Raw genomic sequence first — 13,517 nt, 5'->3', positions numbered from 1 at the left:
GTCCTCTGGCGGGCGGCGGCGGGGTCAGCGGGGCTGGCAGGCCAGGCCGAGGAAGTTCTCGACGGAGAGGGTCTCGGAGGTGCCGTCGCGGATGTCGCCGACGATGATCTCGCCGACGGACAGGGTGTCGAACTGCTCGGCGGTGAAGACCACGGGGCGCCCGATGACCGAGCCGCCGACCGAGTAGGCGCCGAGGGTGAGGTCGACGCCGAGGGGGAACCTCTCGATCTCCCGGTCGGCGGGCCAGACGGTGCGGCCGGCGAGGTCGGTCGCGCCGATGTCGTCGACGGGCTCCGGGGCGACCCAGCGGGTGATCCGCCGCGCGCGATCGCCGATCAGCAGCGGAGCGGTGTCCTCGACGGCGAGGTCGAGGCCGTCGACGGCTCCGGAGCAGACGACGACGACGCCGAGCACCTCGGCGCGCTGCCCGCCGCGGCCGATGCCGACGGTCGCCTCTGAGACGGGCTCCGTGGCGCAGCCGGACAGCGTCAGCGAGGCCGTGGCCGCCAGCACGACCGCGACGCTGGCGACTCGACGACGATGCGGCACGAGGTCACCCTACGGCGAGGGCGAGCGCGGAGAGCGCCTGGGGGAGCGAGGGCGCTCCCTCCGCACGGAACACCGCGCGGCCGTCGGCGTCGCGGACCACGACCGTCGGGGTGGAGCGGATGTCCGCGGCTTCCGCTGCCTCGGGCGCGAAGGCGACGTCGAACTCGCGGATCTCCGCAGCGGGGACCAGCTCCGCCGCGCGCTCGAGCACGCTGCGGGCCGCGTTGCAGGCGCCGCAGAACGCGGACGTGTAGAGCTCGACGATCACAGGGGAGACAACGCCGGCGGGCATCAGACGATTCCTCGGGAGGCGGATCTCGATACGCCCGCTGCGCGGGCTACTCGATCAGCATGGAGCGGCCGGACCGCGGCGGACCGAGGCTGACGCGGAGGAGGATCGCAGTCCGTCGGCGATGCAGCACGGCCGGCCGGCGCTGCATGCTGGTCGAGTAGCCCCGCAGGGGCGTATCGAGACCCGTCGTCAGCGCAGCGACCAGGCCTCGTTCATCGTCAGGGCGACGTCGATCAGCTCGACGCGCTCGAGGCCCTCGACCTCGGCCAGGGGGAACCACGCGGCGGCGTCGGTCGAGCCGTCGACCTCGTGGGTCAGCTCACCGCCGGTCACGCGGGCGCGGTAGACGACGCGGATGGCGTGCAGGGGTCCGGCCTGGGGGTCGCTGCGGCGATGCGCGGGGATCACGTGCGAGTCGACGCCGATCAGCCCCTCGAGCTCGGCGTGGTAGCCGGTCTCCTCGAAGATCTCCCTGACGGCAGCGTCCGCGGGCGACTCGCCCTCGTCGATCCCGCCGCCGGGAAGCGTCCACGCCTCCCAGGGCCCCTGGCTCCAGTGCGCGAGGAGCATGCGCTCGCCGTCGATGATCACGCCGTACGCGGCGACCCGGATGTCCACCTCAGCAGCCTAACCGCGGACCGCGCACCACCGGACACGCGTGAGGCCCGGACCCGCAGTGCGGTGTCCGGGCCTCACGCGGCGACTCAGGAAGCGGTCGACGCCGGCGACTGCGCGGCGCTGGCCGGCTCGTCCTCGGCGACCCACAGCTCGTCGTCGGCGCGGAACGTCTGCCAGACGGCGTAGCCGATGCCTCCGACGGCGACGAGAGCGGCGCCGATCGCGAAGACCGTGCCGACCTTGTTCTTCTTCTTCGGGGGAGTGGTGAGCTCCTCCCAGCGCGCCTTCGAGATCTCGGCGAGCTTCGCGCGGTTCTTCGAGTCCTTGGCGGCCTCGAACGCGGCCGCGGCGGTGCCGCCGACAGCGGCGAAGGTCGGGAGCACCTTGTGCTTGTAGGCGTCGCGTGCGGAGGAGTACGTGCCCTCGACGGCGGAGACCCCGTTGTCGTAGACGGGCTTCACCCGGCTCGAGTAGGCGTCCTTGACGGCCGGCACGACCTCCTTCTTCGCGTACTTGGTCGCGTGGCGGCGGCTCTTCTCGAGAACGGAGGCGGCGTGCGCCAGCACCTCCTGCTGCTCACTCCAGACCGCCTCGGCGTTCTTGCGGAGGCGCTTGAGATCCTTCTTGTGCTTACGTGACAGACCCACTTGGTCCTCCATCGGCTACGAGCGGCGAACAACGGCTCAATACTGCCACTCATCCCGCGGCCCGCGCATCGCGCACCCAGCGCATTGACACCCGGCGTTGCGGAGCCCTACAGAGCCGCTGTGCGAGAATCCACCCATGCCTTTGCACACCGCAGTCGCGACGTTCCACACGACTAAGGGCGACATCGTCGTCAACCTCTACGGCAACCACGCGCCGAAGACGGTCCGCAACTTCGTCGGTCTCGCGACCGGCGACATCGAATGGACCCACCCGGCGACCGGTGCGAAGACGAAGGAGCCGCTCTACAACGGCACCGTCTTCCACCGCATCATCCCCGACTTCATGCTCCAGGGCGGTGACCCGCTCGGCCAGGGCATCGGCGGCCCGGGCTACCAGTTCGACGACGAGATCAACTCGGAGCTCGACTTCACCCAGCCCTACATCCTCGCGATGGCGAACGCCGGCAAGCAGGCGGGGCGCGGCACCAACGGCTCGCAGTTCTTCATCACCGTTGCGCCGACTACCTGGCTCCAGGGCAAGCACACCATCTTCGGCGCCGTCGCCGACGACGAGTCCAAGAAGGTCGTCGACGCGCTGTCGGCCGTGGCGACCGACGGTCGCGACAAGCCCCTCGAGGACGTCGTCATCGAGAGCGTCGAGATCACCGAGGTCTGAGCGCCTCTCCACCACTCATCGAGGGTCGGGTCCGTCTGGGCCCGGCCCTCGTTCTCTCTCTCCCGGAGGAACGTCCGTGACCCAGGTCCCGCCGAGCAGCAGCACCTACACCTGCTACCGCCACCCCGATCGCCAGAGCTTCGTGCGCTGCCAGCGGTGCGGTCGCACGATCTGCGGCGAGTGCCAGACCCCGGCTCCGGTCGGCGTCATCTGCCCGGACGACATGGCGCAGCAGCGCAGCGAGGCCCCGCGCGTCCGCGGACCGCTCGTGTCGCGGGTCCGGGCGATGACACGGGCCGACCAGCCGACCGTCACCTACGCGATCATCGCGCTCTGCGTCCTGGTCTGGATCCTCGAGGTGCTCCCCTTCATCGGGAACACCGTGCTCAACGCGATCGCCTACTTCCCCGCGTACACGCTGCCCGGCTTCGGCGCGGGCTTCGAGCCGTGGCGGATGATCACGTCGATCTTCGCGCACAGCACGTCCCTCTTCTTCGTGGTGCCGTTCCACCTCCTGCTGAACATGTACACGCTGTGGGTCTTCGGCATGGCGCTCGAGCGGATGCTCGGCCGCGGGCGCTACCTGACTCTGTTCCTCCTCAGCGGCTTCGCCGGCTCGGTCGGCGTCCTGCTCCTCTCCAGCCCGCTGACGCCGGTGATCGGCGCCTCGGGCGCCATCTTCGGGCTGATGGGCGCCTACCTCGTGATCCTCCGCCACCTCGGCGGGCAGGCCTCGCAGCTGTTGGTGCTGGTCGGGCTCAACCTCGTGATCGGCTTCCTGCCCGGGATGAACGTGGCCTGGCAGGCGCACGTCGGCGGCCTGGTGGCCGGTGCTCTCATCGGGCTGGTCTTCACGCGGACGCGGCAGCGCTCGCAGCGGCGCACTCAGAACCTTCTCGTCGGGCTGATCGGCGTCGGCCTCGTGGCGGTCACCGTCGGGGCGTACGTCCTGGCCTGAGCCGCCTCGGCGCCGCCCCACGAGCTCGTCCACAGGGCGTCCAAGACTGTCCACAGCATCCGTCCACAGCTGGGGACGAAGTTATCCACAGAGTTGTTAACACTGGGGAGAACTACGCCGCTGTCATTCGGAGCAGCCGGTGGGACGGCCTCCTGATCGGCGATCCTGCCCTGTCACGCCGCCGATGCGTGCCCGATCAGGCTCCGCATCCGCGGACTGGCGCGAGGTCCGGAGTTGTCCACAGGAGTTTCAACACCTGGGGATAATTACACGCGTGTAGTTCGCCGTCGCGGGGCGGAGACGACCGTGGCGTCGAGGTCCTCGTCGAGGAGGATCGACGGGTCGAATCCCACGTCCGCGAAGAGTGCCGCCGTCCGCTCCGCCTGCTCTCGGCTGGTCTCGATGACGACCGCGCCGTCGTCGCTCAACCAGGGCAGGACCCCCGCCGCGATCCGGCGGTGCAGCGCGAGGCCGTCAGCCCCGCCGTCGAGGGTCGACGCCGGCTCGTGCAGGCGGGCCTCCGGCGGCATCAGAGCGATCGCCGCGGTCGGCACGTAGGGCGCATTGACCACGACGAGGTCGATCCGGCCTCGGAGATCCTCGGGAAGGGCGGCGAACAGGTCGCCTCGGTGGACCGTGGCGAGTCCCGCCAGGGTCCGCCGGGCGCAGGCGACCGCGGCGGGGGAGAGGTCGGCCGCGTGGAGGGTGAGGCTGTCGCGCTCCTCGAGAAGGGCCCGCCCGATCGCTCCGACACCGCAGCAGAGGTCGAGGACGGTCGCGGGCCCTCTCCCGTCCAGCAGTTCGAGCGCCGCGTCGACGACGGCCTCGGTGCGCCGTCGGGGGACGAAGACGCCGGGGGAGACCGGGACGCGCAGCCCGCGGAAGGCGACCCAGCCGAGGATCTGCTCGAGCGGCTCCCCGGCCTCACGGAGCCGCAGGAGCGCGTCGAGGCGGTCGGAGCCGGCCGCCGCCTCGTGCAGGAGCTCCGCCTCCTCCTCCGCGAAGACGCAGCCCGCCGCACGCAGGCGCGCGACGGACGATGCGAGGGCCGGCGGGAGACCCGCCCCCGGGGACGACGAACGCCCCGTCGGCGGACCGGACGGGGCGTCGTTCATGCTGGTGTGATCAGCGCCAGCGGGTCGTCATGAGGAAGCCGATGAAGGCGATCCCGAAGCCGATGAGGATGTTCGCGTTGCCGAGATCCGGCACGGGGAGCGTGCCCTGGCTCACGTAGAAGACGATGATCCACGCGAGGCCCAGCAGCATGAACCCGAACATGACGGGCTTGAACCACACGGGATTGGGTGCGTCCTCACCGGTCCGGGCCTCGTCGCGCTCGGGCTTCGGGCTCTTCGTCGCTCGTGCCATGCCTTCCACTGTACCGGGAGACGGCCGCCGACCGGGAGCGCGAGGCCGCGGGGATGCCGTGCAGGCGCGCAGGAGCGGCTGTGCGGAACGCGCCAGGGGCCGCGGAGCCCGTGGGACGTGCGCGCCCCGCGCCTAGACTCGTCGCATGACCGCCCCGTCGCCCGCCGCCGCACCGCTGCGACCGCGCGACCGACGAGAGCGCACACGGCGACCGCGCCGCCGCCTGACGTTCTTCGGCGTCCTCGGCGAGTTGCTCATGACGGCCGGAGCGCTCGTCCTGCTCTACCTGGGCTGGCAGCTCTGGTGGAACGACGCGGTGATCGCCGGCCAGCAGACCTCCGAGGCCGCGGAGCTCCGGCAGAGCTGGGGTGATGCCGCCCCCGCACCGGAGCCCTCGACGGCGCCGAGCGAGACCCCCGCCGGCTTCGGCGATCCGGTGATCGCTCCGGTGGCGGCACTCGACACCTCCTTCGGCAACCTCTACATCCCGCGCTACGGCGAGGGCTGGGTCCGCACCATCGCGGAGGGCGTGGACGCCGAGAACGTCCTCGACGAGGGCAGCATCGGCCACTACCCGGGCACGCAGATGCCGGGCGAGGCGGGAAACTTCGCCCTCGCGGCGCACCGCAGCGCCTACGGCGGCGGCATGCACCTGATCGACGAGCTCCAGCTCGGCGACGCGATCTACATCGAGACGGCGGACGGCTGGTACACCTACCGATTCCGGAACCTCGAGTACGTGCAGCCCTCGGAGATCCAGGTCATCGATCCCGTCCCGTGGACGACGGGAGTGACGCCGACCGACCGGCTGATCACCCTCACGAGTTGCAATCCGCTCTACTCCACCGCCGAGCGGATCATCGCCTACGGCGTCTTCGAGTCCTGGCATCCGCGCTCCGCGGGTGCGCCGGCCGAGATCGCCGCGTCTCTCGCGCAGGAGGGCTGACCGTGTACGCGGCACTCTGGCGGGTCCTGCCCGGACCCTGGTGGCTCCGGCTGCTCCTCGTGATCGTCCTGGTGGTGGCGGTGCTCGCCGCACTCGCCGAGTGGGTCTTCCCCTGGGTGCAGTCGCTCGTGCTCGATCAGAACGTCACCGTCGGGACGTGAGCGGGCCCCCGAGGCGGTCGCCGCGATGACGCGGATCCTGGTCGTCGACAACTACGACAGCTTCGTCTTCACGCTCGTCGCCTACCTGCGCGAGGCGGGGGCGGAGGTCGACGTCGTCGAGGGAGCGGAGCTGGCTCCCCGCGACGCGATCGAGCGCGCGGCGGGGAGCGACGGGATCGTGCTGTCGCCCGGGCCGGGCCGACCGGAGGAGGTCCCCACATCGGTGGCGCTCGCGCGGCACGCCCTGGCCGAGGCGCAGCCGCTCCTGGGGGTCTGCCTCGGGCACCAGGTTCTCGCTCACGCCCTCGGTGCCCGCGTCCGCGAGGCTCCGGAGCTGATGCACGGCCGGACCTCGGCGGTCGTGCACGACGGCGATCCGCTGTTCTCCGGGATCCCGTCGGGGTTCACGGCGATGCGCTACCACTCGCTCGCCGTCCAGCGCTCGACACTGCCTGCGGAGCTCGCCGTCATCGCGGGGACCGCCGAGGGGGTCGTGATGGCGCTGCGCCATCGGACCGCGCCCGCGGTCGGCGTCCAGTTCCACCCCGAATCCGTTCTCACCGAGGGCGGTCGTCGGCTGATCTCGAACTGGCTCGTCGAGACGGAGCGGCCCCGTCCGACCCGATAGGCGCGGAGCGGAATGCGGAGCCCAGTCGTTGCGAACGCTCGGGCGCCGCTTATCGAACCGACCGAGCAGGCCCATTCACCGCTTATCGACGCACCATTCGCAGCGTGCGGTCCGAGAAATCACCCGTACTTGCGGCCCCCTGATGGGGGGCCCACCTGGGCGTCAGAAGGGGTGCGATCCGCGCCATCGACGCGCTATGAGAGCGCGCACTCGTTCCGGGATCCGCGCCACAACAGGGAAGTCCCGCTCGCGTGCTTCCGCGATCCCCCCGAGCGGGTGGCGTGATTTGACGGAGCCCTGGCGGATGATGCGGGGGGCTCGACGGGCATAATCGGAGGGCGCCGGTTAGGGGACCGGTGCCGTCGAGAAGAGAATTCCGAGGCATCACATGGTGGAATCGATTTCTTGGGCTTATTCCGGAATTCGCGAGCTCGAGACACTGGGCCCGCGCATCGTCGTCAAGCCGGGCACTGTTCCGCGCATGGCGGGCTCCGGTTTCACCGCGGCCGGCATCAGCGTCGTCCTCCTGACGACCTCGCCGCTGCGGGTCCTCCGGGGGACCTGGGGCGCCGACGACACGTCGATGCTGAGCTTCAGCTTCCTGATCGAGGGCGCGGTCCGGCTCGTCGGGCCGGATCGGACAGTGCTCCTGCGGCCCGGCTCGATCGCCTACCAGCCGGGGACGACCACCTTCACCACCGAGTCGACGATGCCCGTCACCTCCCTCCAGATCACGATCCGCGCGGACGAGATGCGCCGCTACGGCTTCGATCTCGGCTCGAACGTCTACGCGCTCGATCCGGACGCCCGGTCCACCCGTGCGGCCTTCGCCTTCACGACGGCGTTCGCGCTCGCGGCGGAGTCGGGCACGGGACTCCCGTCCGACCACGAGGTCGACGGCTTCGGGCACGTGGTCAAGCAGCTGCTCGTGAGCGCCTTCCTCGCCTCGGCCGGCTCTCAGCCCGGGACGACGAGCGTGCGCGCGGCGACCCTCGGCCGAGCGCGGACCGTGATCGACCGGACTCACCGGACCCCGCGGTGCACCCCGGAGGCGGTCGCGGACGCGGTCAACGTGTCCACGCGGTCGCTGCAGCGGCTCTTCGAGGACGCGGGGACGACGGTGGCGAGCGAGATCGAGCGCGCGCGGGTCGCCAGCGCCGTCGAGCTGCTCCGGCGCCGACCGCGCGAGGTGCCGCTCGAGGCCATCGCTGCGGCGTCGGGCTTCTCGTCCGCCGATCACCTCCGCCGGGCGCTGAAGCGCCGCGAGGGTCTCACTCCGAGCGACATCCGCGGAAGGGTGGGGACGTCGATGGAGGCCGGCTCGCCGGACGACGGGGTGCTGCGGCTCGCGCCGCCGCTCGCCGACGCTGCCCGGCGCGCGTAGAGCAGCGGGTGTCGTCCATGCTGATCGAGTAGCCCGCGCCGCGGGCGTGTCGAGATCCACCAGCGCCGGGAGGACGAGTCAGAAGACCTTCCCTTCTGGCGACGCAGCGTCTCGATGCGCCCCTCAGGGGGCGAGGGTCAGCCGGCGCAGAAGCCGAGCTCGACGGTCGAGCCCTGGGGGACGTCGCCCGGGGCGATCGACTGGGTGGTGATCGGGGGGTTGGCCCGGACGGAGTCGCAGGTCTCGTCGGGAGCCTCCTCGCCGATCAGCTGGAGCTGCTCGGACGCCAGGGTGGCGAGGGCGGTGCTCAGCGTCTGGCCGACGAGGTCGGGCAGGGTCACCTGGCCCGAGGAGACGACGAGGTCGATCGGCGTTCCCGGGGCGAGCTGCTGGCCGCCGGCAGGAGTGCTGGAGAGCACCACGTCGCCCGGCACGGTGGGTGAGTTCTGACGCGTCTGCGATCCCTCCGAGAAGCCGGCCCCGGTGAGGGCGGCGATCGCCTCCTCGAGGGTCGACCCCGCCGTCTCGGGAACGGCCACCGGCTGGGCGCCCTGAGAGACGTAGACCCGGATGACCGTCTCGGGCGCGACGATGGTGCCGGAGCCGGGATCGGTGCGGATCACCTCGCCGGCCGGGACCGTGTCGCTGAACTCGGCGAGCTGACTCGCCACCAGGTCGAGCTCGGTGAGCGTCGACTGCGCGCTGTCGTAGCTGGTGCCAGTCAGCACGGGGACCTCGCGCGATTGCGAGGGCAGGGTGGTCGTCGGCTGGAGCGTGAGCACCCAGATCACCAGCGCCGCCACGATGACGGCGAGCACGACGATCGACGACCAGATCCAGAGCACCGGCGGGCGGCGCTGGGTGCGGACGATCGAGTTGTCCTCGGCGAGCTGGCGCAGGGCGAGCTCGGAGTCGTTCATGCCGCCGCCGCTGCGCGCGGCGAAGAGAGACGTGGTCAGCTCGTCGATCGGGCGGTGGTCGGGGAGGCGGCCGGCCGCGGCGTCGCGCAGGTCGTCGCGGAACTCGGCGGCTCCCTGGAAGCGCTCGTAGCGATCCTTCGACAGCGCTCGGGCGACGACGCCGTCGAGGGCGGGCGAGACGGCGGGGTTGATCGAGCTGGGCGCCGGGGGCGTCTCGCTGACGTGCTGGTAGGCGACGGCCACCGGGGTGTCCCCGCGGAAGGGAGCGCGGCCGGTGAGCAGCTCGAAGAGGACGATGCCGGCGGAGTAGAGGTCGCTGCGGGCGTCGACCTGCTCGCCCTTCGCCTGCTCCGGCGAGAAGTAGGCGGCGGTGCCGAGGATGGCGGTGGTCTGCGCCACGGTCGCGGCGGAGTCGGAGACGGCGCGGGCGATCCCGAAGTCCATCACCTTCACCTGGCCCGAGGGGGTCAGCATGATGTTGCCGGGCTTGATGTCGCGGTGGACGACCCCCGCGCGGTGGGAGTACTCGAGCGCGGTGAGGATGCCCTCGGTGATGCGGACGGCCTCGTCGACCTCGACCGGTCCCTCCGCGATGACGTCCTTCAGCAGGCGCCCCTCGATGTGCTCCATCACGATGAACGGACGGCGCGACTCCGCACCGGTGTCGTCGAGCGAGACCTCCTCGCCGGCGTCGAACACGCGGACGATTGTCGGGTGCGACATGCGGGACGCGGACTGCGCCTCCTGCCGGAAGCGCAGGCGGAACGCGGAGTCGGAGGACAGTGAGAGCTTGAGCTCCTTGATCGCGACCGTGCGCCCCAGGCGGGTGTCGGTGCCGAGGTAGACCTCGGACATCCCTCCGCGACCGAGCCGAAGCCCGACCTGGTACCGTCCTGCGATCAGGCGTCCCTCATCCGTCACGCGCACGCTCCCGCCCTGTACTTCCGTGTGGCACGGCCCCCGGGGAGCCACGGCAAGTGTACCCGGGCGCCTCCTGGCAGCCCGGCGCGCGACGCCGGGTCCTCGATGCGCAGACCGGAAGGCCGCTGAAAGCGAGGAGCCCGCCCTCCGGTGCCGCGGTCGCGGTCGGAGGGCGGGCTCGTTCGAGCGGGGAGGGTCAGCGCTCGTCGGGGGCGTTCGAGGCCGGCGCCGACGAGGTCGGGGTGGCCGTCGACGTCGGGGTCTGCGTCGGGGTCGGGGCCACGACGGGGACCGACAGGGTCGGCGAGGCGGGGGATTCGGGTTCGCCGCAGAGGACCGTGTAGGTGATGTCGATCGTGCCCGCGGACTCGCCGGCCTGGATCGTCGCGGTGGTCGACGTCGACGGGTTGGTGCTCGTCACGGTCGCGCCCTCGCCGGCGACGGTCACCCGGTAACCGGTCACGGAGGTTCCGCTCGGGCACTGGTTGTAGTTGCTCCAGGTGACGTTGAACGTGTCGCCGGGCTCGACGCTCGACGCGGCGGGAGTGACCGTCGGGACGGCGGTCGGGGCACCGGGGACGGCGACCTCGGTGTAGGTCGTGACGACGATCGTGGTGCCCTTGATCACGTTGGCGGTCGGATTGACCTCCTCGACCGCGCCGACCTGGTCCGAGCTGGGGGCGCTGGAGCCCTCCTCGCGCTGGACGCCCATCCCGAGCTCGGTGAGCTCGGCCTCGACCTCGTCGAAGGGGCGGCCGACGTAGTCGGAGGAGTTGATGACGACGATGTTCGAGCTCGGCGTCGCCGACGGCGTCTGCGAGGGGGACGGCGCCTGCGACGGGGTCTGGCTGACCGTCTGGCTCGGCGTCGGCTCGGCCTCGGTGCCGCCGTTGCTGGTCAGCGCGAAGATCGTGCCGCCGATCACCACGGCGAGGATCACGATCAGGGCCACGAGCGGCCAGGTCCAGGGGCTGCGCTTGCGCGGCTCCTCGGCCTCGATCGTCTCGTCCAGGGCGCCCGTCGGCGGGTTCGCCGCGAAGGCGGTCGTCGCTCCGGCGCCGAGAATCGTCGTCGCCTGGGTCGCGTTGCCCGCCGCGGAGGGCAGGACGGTCGTGGCCTGGGTGTTGGGCAGGTCGGCGGCGACGGCCGGCACCGCGAGCGCGGCGCCGCGGACGTCGCCGGAGCGCAGGGCCTGCGCGGCGCGGGCGAGGTGCGCGGCGGTCGCCGGCCGGTCGACCGGCTTCTTCGCGATGCAGGAGTAGACCAGGTTGCGCACGGGCTCCGCGACCGTGACCGGCAGCTCCGGCGGGGTGTCGTTGATCTGGGCCATCGCGATGGCGACCTGCGACTCGCCGGTGAACGGCCGGCGGCCCGCCAGGCACTCGTACGCGACGATGCCCAGCGAGTAGATGTCCGTCGCAGGGGAGGCGGGCTGGCCGCTCGCCTGCTCCGGGGAGAGGTACTGAACGGTGCCCATGACCTGGCCGGTCGCGGTGAGCGGGACCTGGTCGGCGATGCGGGCGATGCCGAAGTCGGTGATCTTCACGCGGCCGTCGGGCGTGATCAGGAGATTGCCGGGCTTCACGTCGCGGTGCACCAGGCCCGCGGCGTGTGCTGCGTGCAGGGCCAGCGCGGTCTGCGCGACGATGTCGAGGACCTTGTCGGTCGACAGCACGCGCTCGCGCTCGAGGACCGTGGAGAGAGCCTCGCCGGGCACCAGCTCCATCACGAGGTAGGCCGAGCCGTCCTCCTCGCCGTAGTCGTAGACGTTGGCGATGCCCTCGTGGTTGACGAGCGCGGCGTGCCGGGCCTCGGCGCGGAAGCGCTCGAGGAACCCGGGGTCGCCGAGGTACTCGTCCTTGAGGATCTTGATCGCGATCGTGCGGCCGATGACGAGATCCGTCGCCTGCCACACCTCTCCCATGCCGCCGATGGCGATCCGGGACTGCAGTTCGTAGCGTCCCCCGAAGGTGAGGCCTGATGTGGGTCTCATTTGTTCAGCACCGCCTCTAGTACCTGTTGTGCGATGGGTGCGGCGATCAGGTTGCCGTACCCGGTCTGGCCGAGCCCCCCGCCGTCCTCCACGAGGACGGTGATGGCGTACTGCGGATCGTCCGCAGGAGCGAATCCGGTGAACCAGAGGGTGTACGGGTCGTCCCCGCCGTTCTCAGCGGTGCCGGTCTTACCGGCCACCGTGACGCCACCTATTGTTGCATTCGTCGCCGCGCCGCCCTGGACGCTGGCGACCATCATGGCCTTCACGGCGTCCGCCGTCTCGGTGCTCACGGCCCGCCCGAGCGACTTCTCCTCGAAGCGCTGCAGCACGCTGAGGTCCTGCGAGCGGATGACGTCCACCAGGTTCGGCTGCATCACCTCGCCGCCGTTCGCGATCGCCGCGGAGACCATCGCGATCTGCAGCGGGGTCGCGCGCACCTCGTACTGGCCGAAGGCGGTCAGCGCCGTCTGCGCGTCGTCGGTGGTCTGCGGGTAGGTGCTCGCCTCGACCGACATCGGGATCTCGAGCTCGGTGTCGAAGCCGAACTTCTCGGCCTGCGCGCGGATCGCGGCGGCGCCGAGCTGCACGCCCATCTCGGCCATCGGCACGTTGCAGGAGAGCGAGACCGCCGTGGCGAGGGTCACCGTGTCTCCGGAGCCGCAGAGACCGCCGCCGGAGTTGGTCACCTGCGAGCTCGAGCCCGGCAGTGTGTACGCCTGGACGTTCGGGAAGCTGGAGTCCGGCGTGAAGCGGCCGGACTCGAGGGCGGCCGAGGCGACGACGAGCTTGAAGACCGAGCCGGGCGGGTTGAGCGAGCCGCCGATGGCGCGGTTGATGAGCGGATCGGTCGGGTCGTCGTTCAGCGCGCGGTACGCCGCGAGGACGTCGTCGGTGTCGTGCGACGCCAGGGCGGTCGGATCGAAGGTCGGCTTCGAGACCATCGCGAGGACGCGGCCGGTGGCCGGCTCGGTGACGACGACCGCTCCGGTGTAGTCGCCGAGGGCGTCGAACGCGGCCTGCTGCGCGACCGGGTCGATCGAGAGCTCGACCGAGGCGCCCTTCGGATCCTGGCCGGTGACGAGGTTGTTGATCTCGTCGAAGAACTGCGAGTTCGAAGTGCCGGAGAGGTAGTCGTTCAGCGAGCGCTCGATGCCGGTGGTGCCCTGGTTCAGGGTGAAGTAGCCGGTCACCGCCGAGTAGAGCGGGCCGTTCGCGTACTGGCGCTGGAACTTGTAGATGTCGTCCGACGGCGTCGAGGAGGCGATGGGCTCCCCGCCGGCGAGGATGACGCCGCGCTCCGTCGAGAAGCTCTCGTACAGCGTCCGGGTGTTCCGGGAGTCCTCGGACAGGGTGTCGGCCTGGAGGACCTGGATGGTGGAGGTGGACACGAAGAGGGCCACGAACATCGCCAGGACGACGAAGCTCACGCGCTTGAGTTCTCGGTTCATCGGGG

The 13,517-nt window shown here is 71.1% G+C and carries 15 protein-coding genes; 6 read left to right on the top strand and 9 right to left on the bottom strand.

What is annotated here, in order from left to right; all coding sequences use genetic code 11:
* Positions 1 to 24: 24 nt before the first annotated feature.
* The 4 genes from MT350_RS09420 to MT350_RS09405 form a co-directional block, all read right to left on the bottom strand.
* Complete coding sequence (locus tag MT350_RS09420) at positions 25 to 549, bottom strand: hypothetical protein (RefSeq protein ID WP_243615819.1); 525 nt, start codon at positions 547 to 549, stop codon at positions 25 to 27.
* A gap of 4 nt (positions 550 to 553) precedes the next feature.
* Positions 554 to 841: a thioredoxin family protein gene (locus MT350_RS09415; protein ID WP_132437319.1), complete on the bottom strand. Its 288-nt coding sequence runs from the start codon at positions 839 to 841 to the stop codon at positions 554 to 556.
* Positions 842 to 1,030: 189 nt separating this feature from the next.
* On the bottom strand, positions 1,031 to 1,459 hold the full coding sequence (locus MT350_RS09410) for an NUDIX hydrolase (RefSeq protein ID WP_308197469.1): 429 nt from the start codon (positions 1,457 to 1,459) through the stop codon (positions 1,031 to 1,033).
* A gap of 86 nt (positions 1,460 to 1,545) precedes the next feature.
* A complete protein-coding gene (locus MT350_RS09405; RefSeq protein ID WP_123706109.1) occupies positions 1,546 to 2,106 on the bottom strand; it encodes a hypothetical protein in 561 nt (186 codons plus the stop codon).
* 136 nt (positions 2,107 to 2,242) lie between these two features.
* On the opposite strand from MT350_RS09405, the gene MT350_RS09400 reads away from it, so the two are divergent.
* On the top strand, positions 2,243 to 2,782 hold the full coding sequence (locus MT350_RS09400) for a peptidylprolyl isomerase (protein ID WP_123447250.1): 540 nt from the start codon (positions 2,243 to 2,245) through the stop codon (positions 2,780 to 2,782).
* Positions 2,783 to 2,858: 76 nt separating this feature from the next.
* Positions 2,859 to 3,740: a rhomboid family intramembrane serine protease gene (locus MT350_RS09395; RefSeq protein WP_243599407.1), complete on the top strand. Its 882-nt coding sequence runs from the start codon at positions 2,859 to 2,861 to the stop codon at positions 3,738 to 3,740.
* A 266-nt stretch (positions 3,741 to 4,006) separates the two neighbouring features.
* Here the strand turns inward: MT350_RS09395 and MT350_RS09390 are convergent, their stop codons facing one another.
* Both MT350_RS09390 and MT350_RS09385 read right to left on the bottom strand, forming a co-directional pair.
* Positions 4,007 to 4,855, bottom strand: coding sequence for a putative protein N(5)-glutamine methyltransferase (locus MT350_RS09390; RefSeq protein ID WP_243599406.1), 849 nt, complete (start codon positions 4,853 to 4,855; stop codon positions 4,007 to 4,009).
* 10 nt (positions 4,856 to 4,865) lie between these two features.
* Complete coding sequence (locus tag MT350_RS09385; protein ID WP_123447247.1) at positions 4,866 to 5,108, bottom strand: cell division protein CrgA; 243 nt, start codon at positions 5,106 to 5,108, stop codon at positions 4,866 to 4,868.
* A 145-nt stretch (positions 5,109 to 5,253) separates the two neighbouring features.
* Here MT350_RS09385 and MT350_RS09380 point away from each other — a divergent pair, with 145 nt between their 5' ends.
* From MT350_RS09380 to MT350_RS09365, 4 genes are all read left to right on the top strand, one after another.
* Positions 5,254 to 6,054, top strand: a complete 801-nt coding sequence (locus MT350_RS09380) for a class E sortase (protein WP_243599405.1) — start codon at positions 5,254 to 5,256, stop codon at positions 6,052 to 6,054.
* Positions 6,055 to 6,056: 2 nt separating this feature from the next.
* The gene (locus MT350_RS09375; protein WP_164874570.1) at positions 6,057 to 6,215 is read left to right on the top strand and encodes a hypothetical protein; all 159 of its coding nucleotides are present in this window, start codon (positions 6,057 to 6,059) and stop codon (positions 6,213 to 6,215) included.
* A 25-nt stretch (positions 6,216 to 6,240) separates the two neighbouring features.
* Positions 6,241 to 6,843 carry an aminodeoxychorismate/anthranilate synthase component II gene (locus MT350_RS09370; protein ID WP_243599404.1) on the top strand — a complete coding sequence of 201 codons (603 nt, stop codon included), beginning with the start codon at positions 6,241 to 6,243 and terminating at the stop codon, positions 6,841 to 6,843.
* Between the two features lie 481 nt (positions 6,844 to 7,324).
* Positions 7,325 to 8,227, top strand: coding sequence for a helix-turn-helix domain-containing protein (locus tag MT350_RS09365; protein WP_165909115.1), 903 nt, complete (start codon positions 7,325 to 7,327; stop codon positions 8,225 to 8,227).
* 137 nt (positions 8,228 to 8,364) lie between these two features.
* On the opposite strand, the gene pknB is transcribed toward MT350_RS09365, so the two are convergent.
* The 3 genes from pknB to MT350_RS09350 form a co-directional block, all read right to left on the bottom strand.
* Complete coding sequence (gene pknB, locus MT350_RS09360; RefSeq protein ID WP_308197468.1) at positions 8,365 to 10,068, bottom strand: Stk1 family PASTA domain-containing Ser/Thr kinase; 1,704 nt, start codon at positions 10,066 to 10,068, stop codon at positions 8,365 to 8,367.
* Between the two features lie 196 nt (positions 10,069 to 10,264).
* A complete protein-coding gene (locus tag MT350_RS09355) occupies positions 10,265 to 12,061 on the bottom strand; it encodes a protein kinase (RefSeq protein WP_132437323.1) in 1,797 nt (598 codons plus the stop codon).
* Complete coding sequence (locus tag MT350_RS09350) at positions 12,058 to 13,512, bottom strand: penicillin-binding protein 2 (protein WP_243599402.1); 1,455 nt, start codon at positions 13,510 to 13,512, stop codon at positions 12,058 to 12,060. The genes MT350_RS09355 and MT350_RS09350 overlap by 4 nt, the downstream gene beginning before the upstream one ends.
* Positions 13,513 to 13,517: the final 5 nt, after the last annotated feature.

Source organism: Rathayibacter sp. VKM Ac-2928, assembly GCF_022815545.1.
Taxonomy (GTDB): Bacteria; Actinomycetota; Actinomycetes; order Actinomycetales; family Microbacteriaceae; genus Rathayibacter; species Rathayibacter festucae.
Note: the sequence above shows the minus strand (reverse complement) of the source record. Positions and strands in the feature narration are given on the sequence as shown.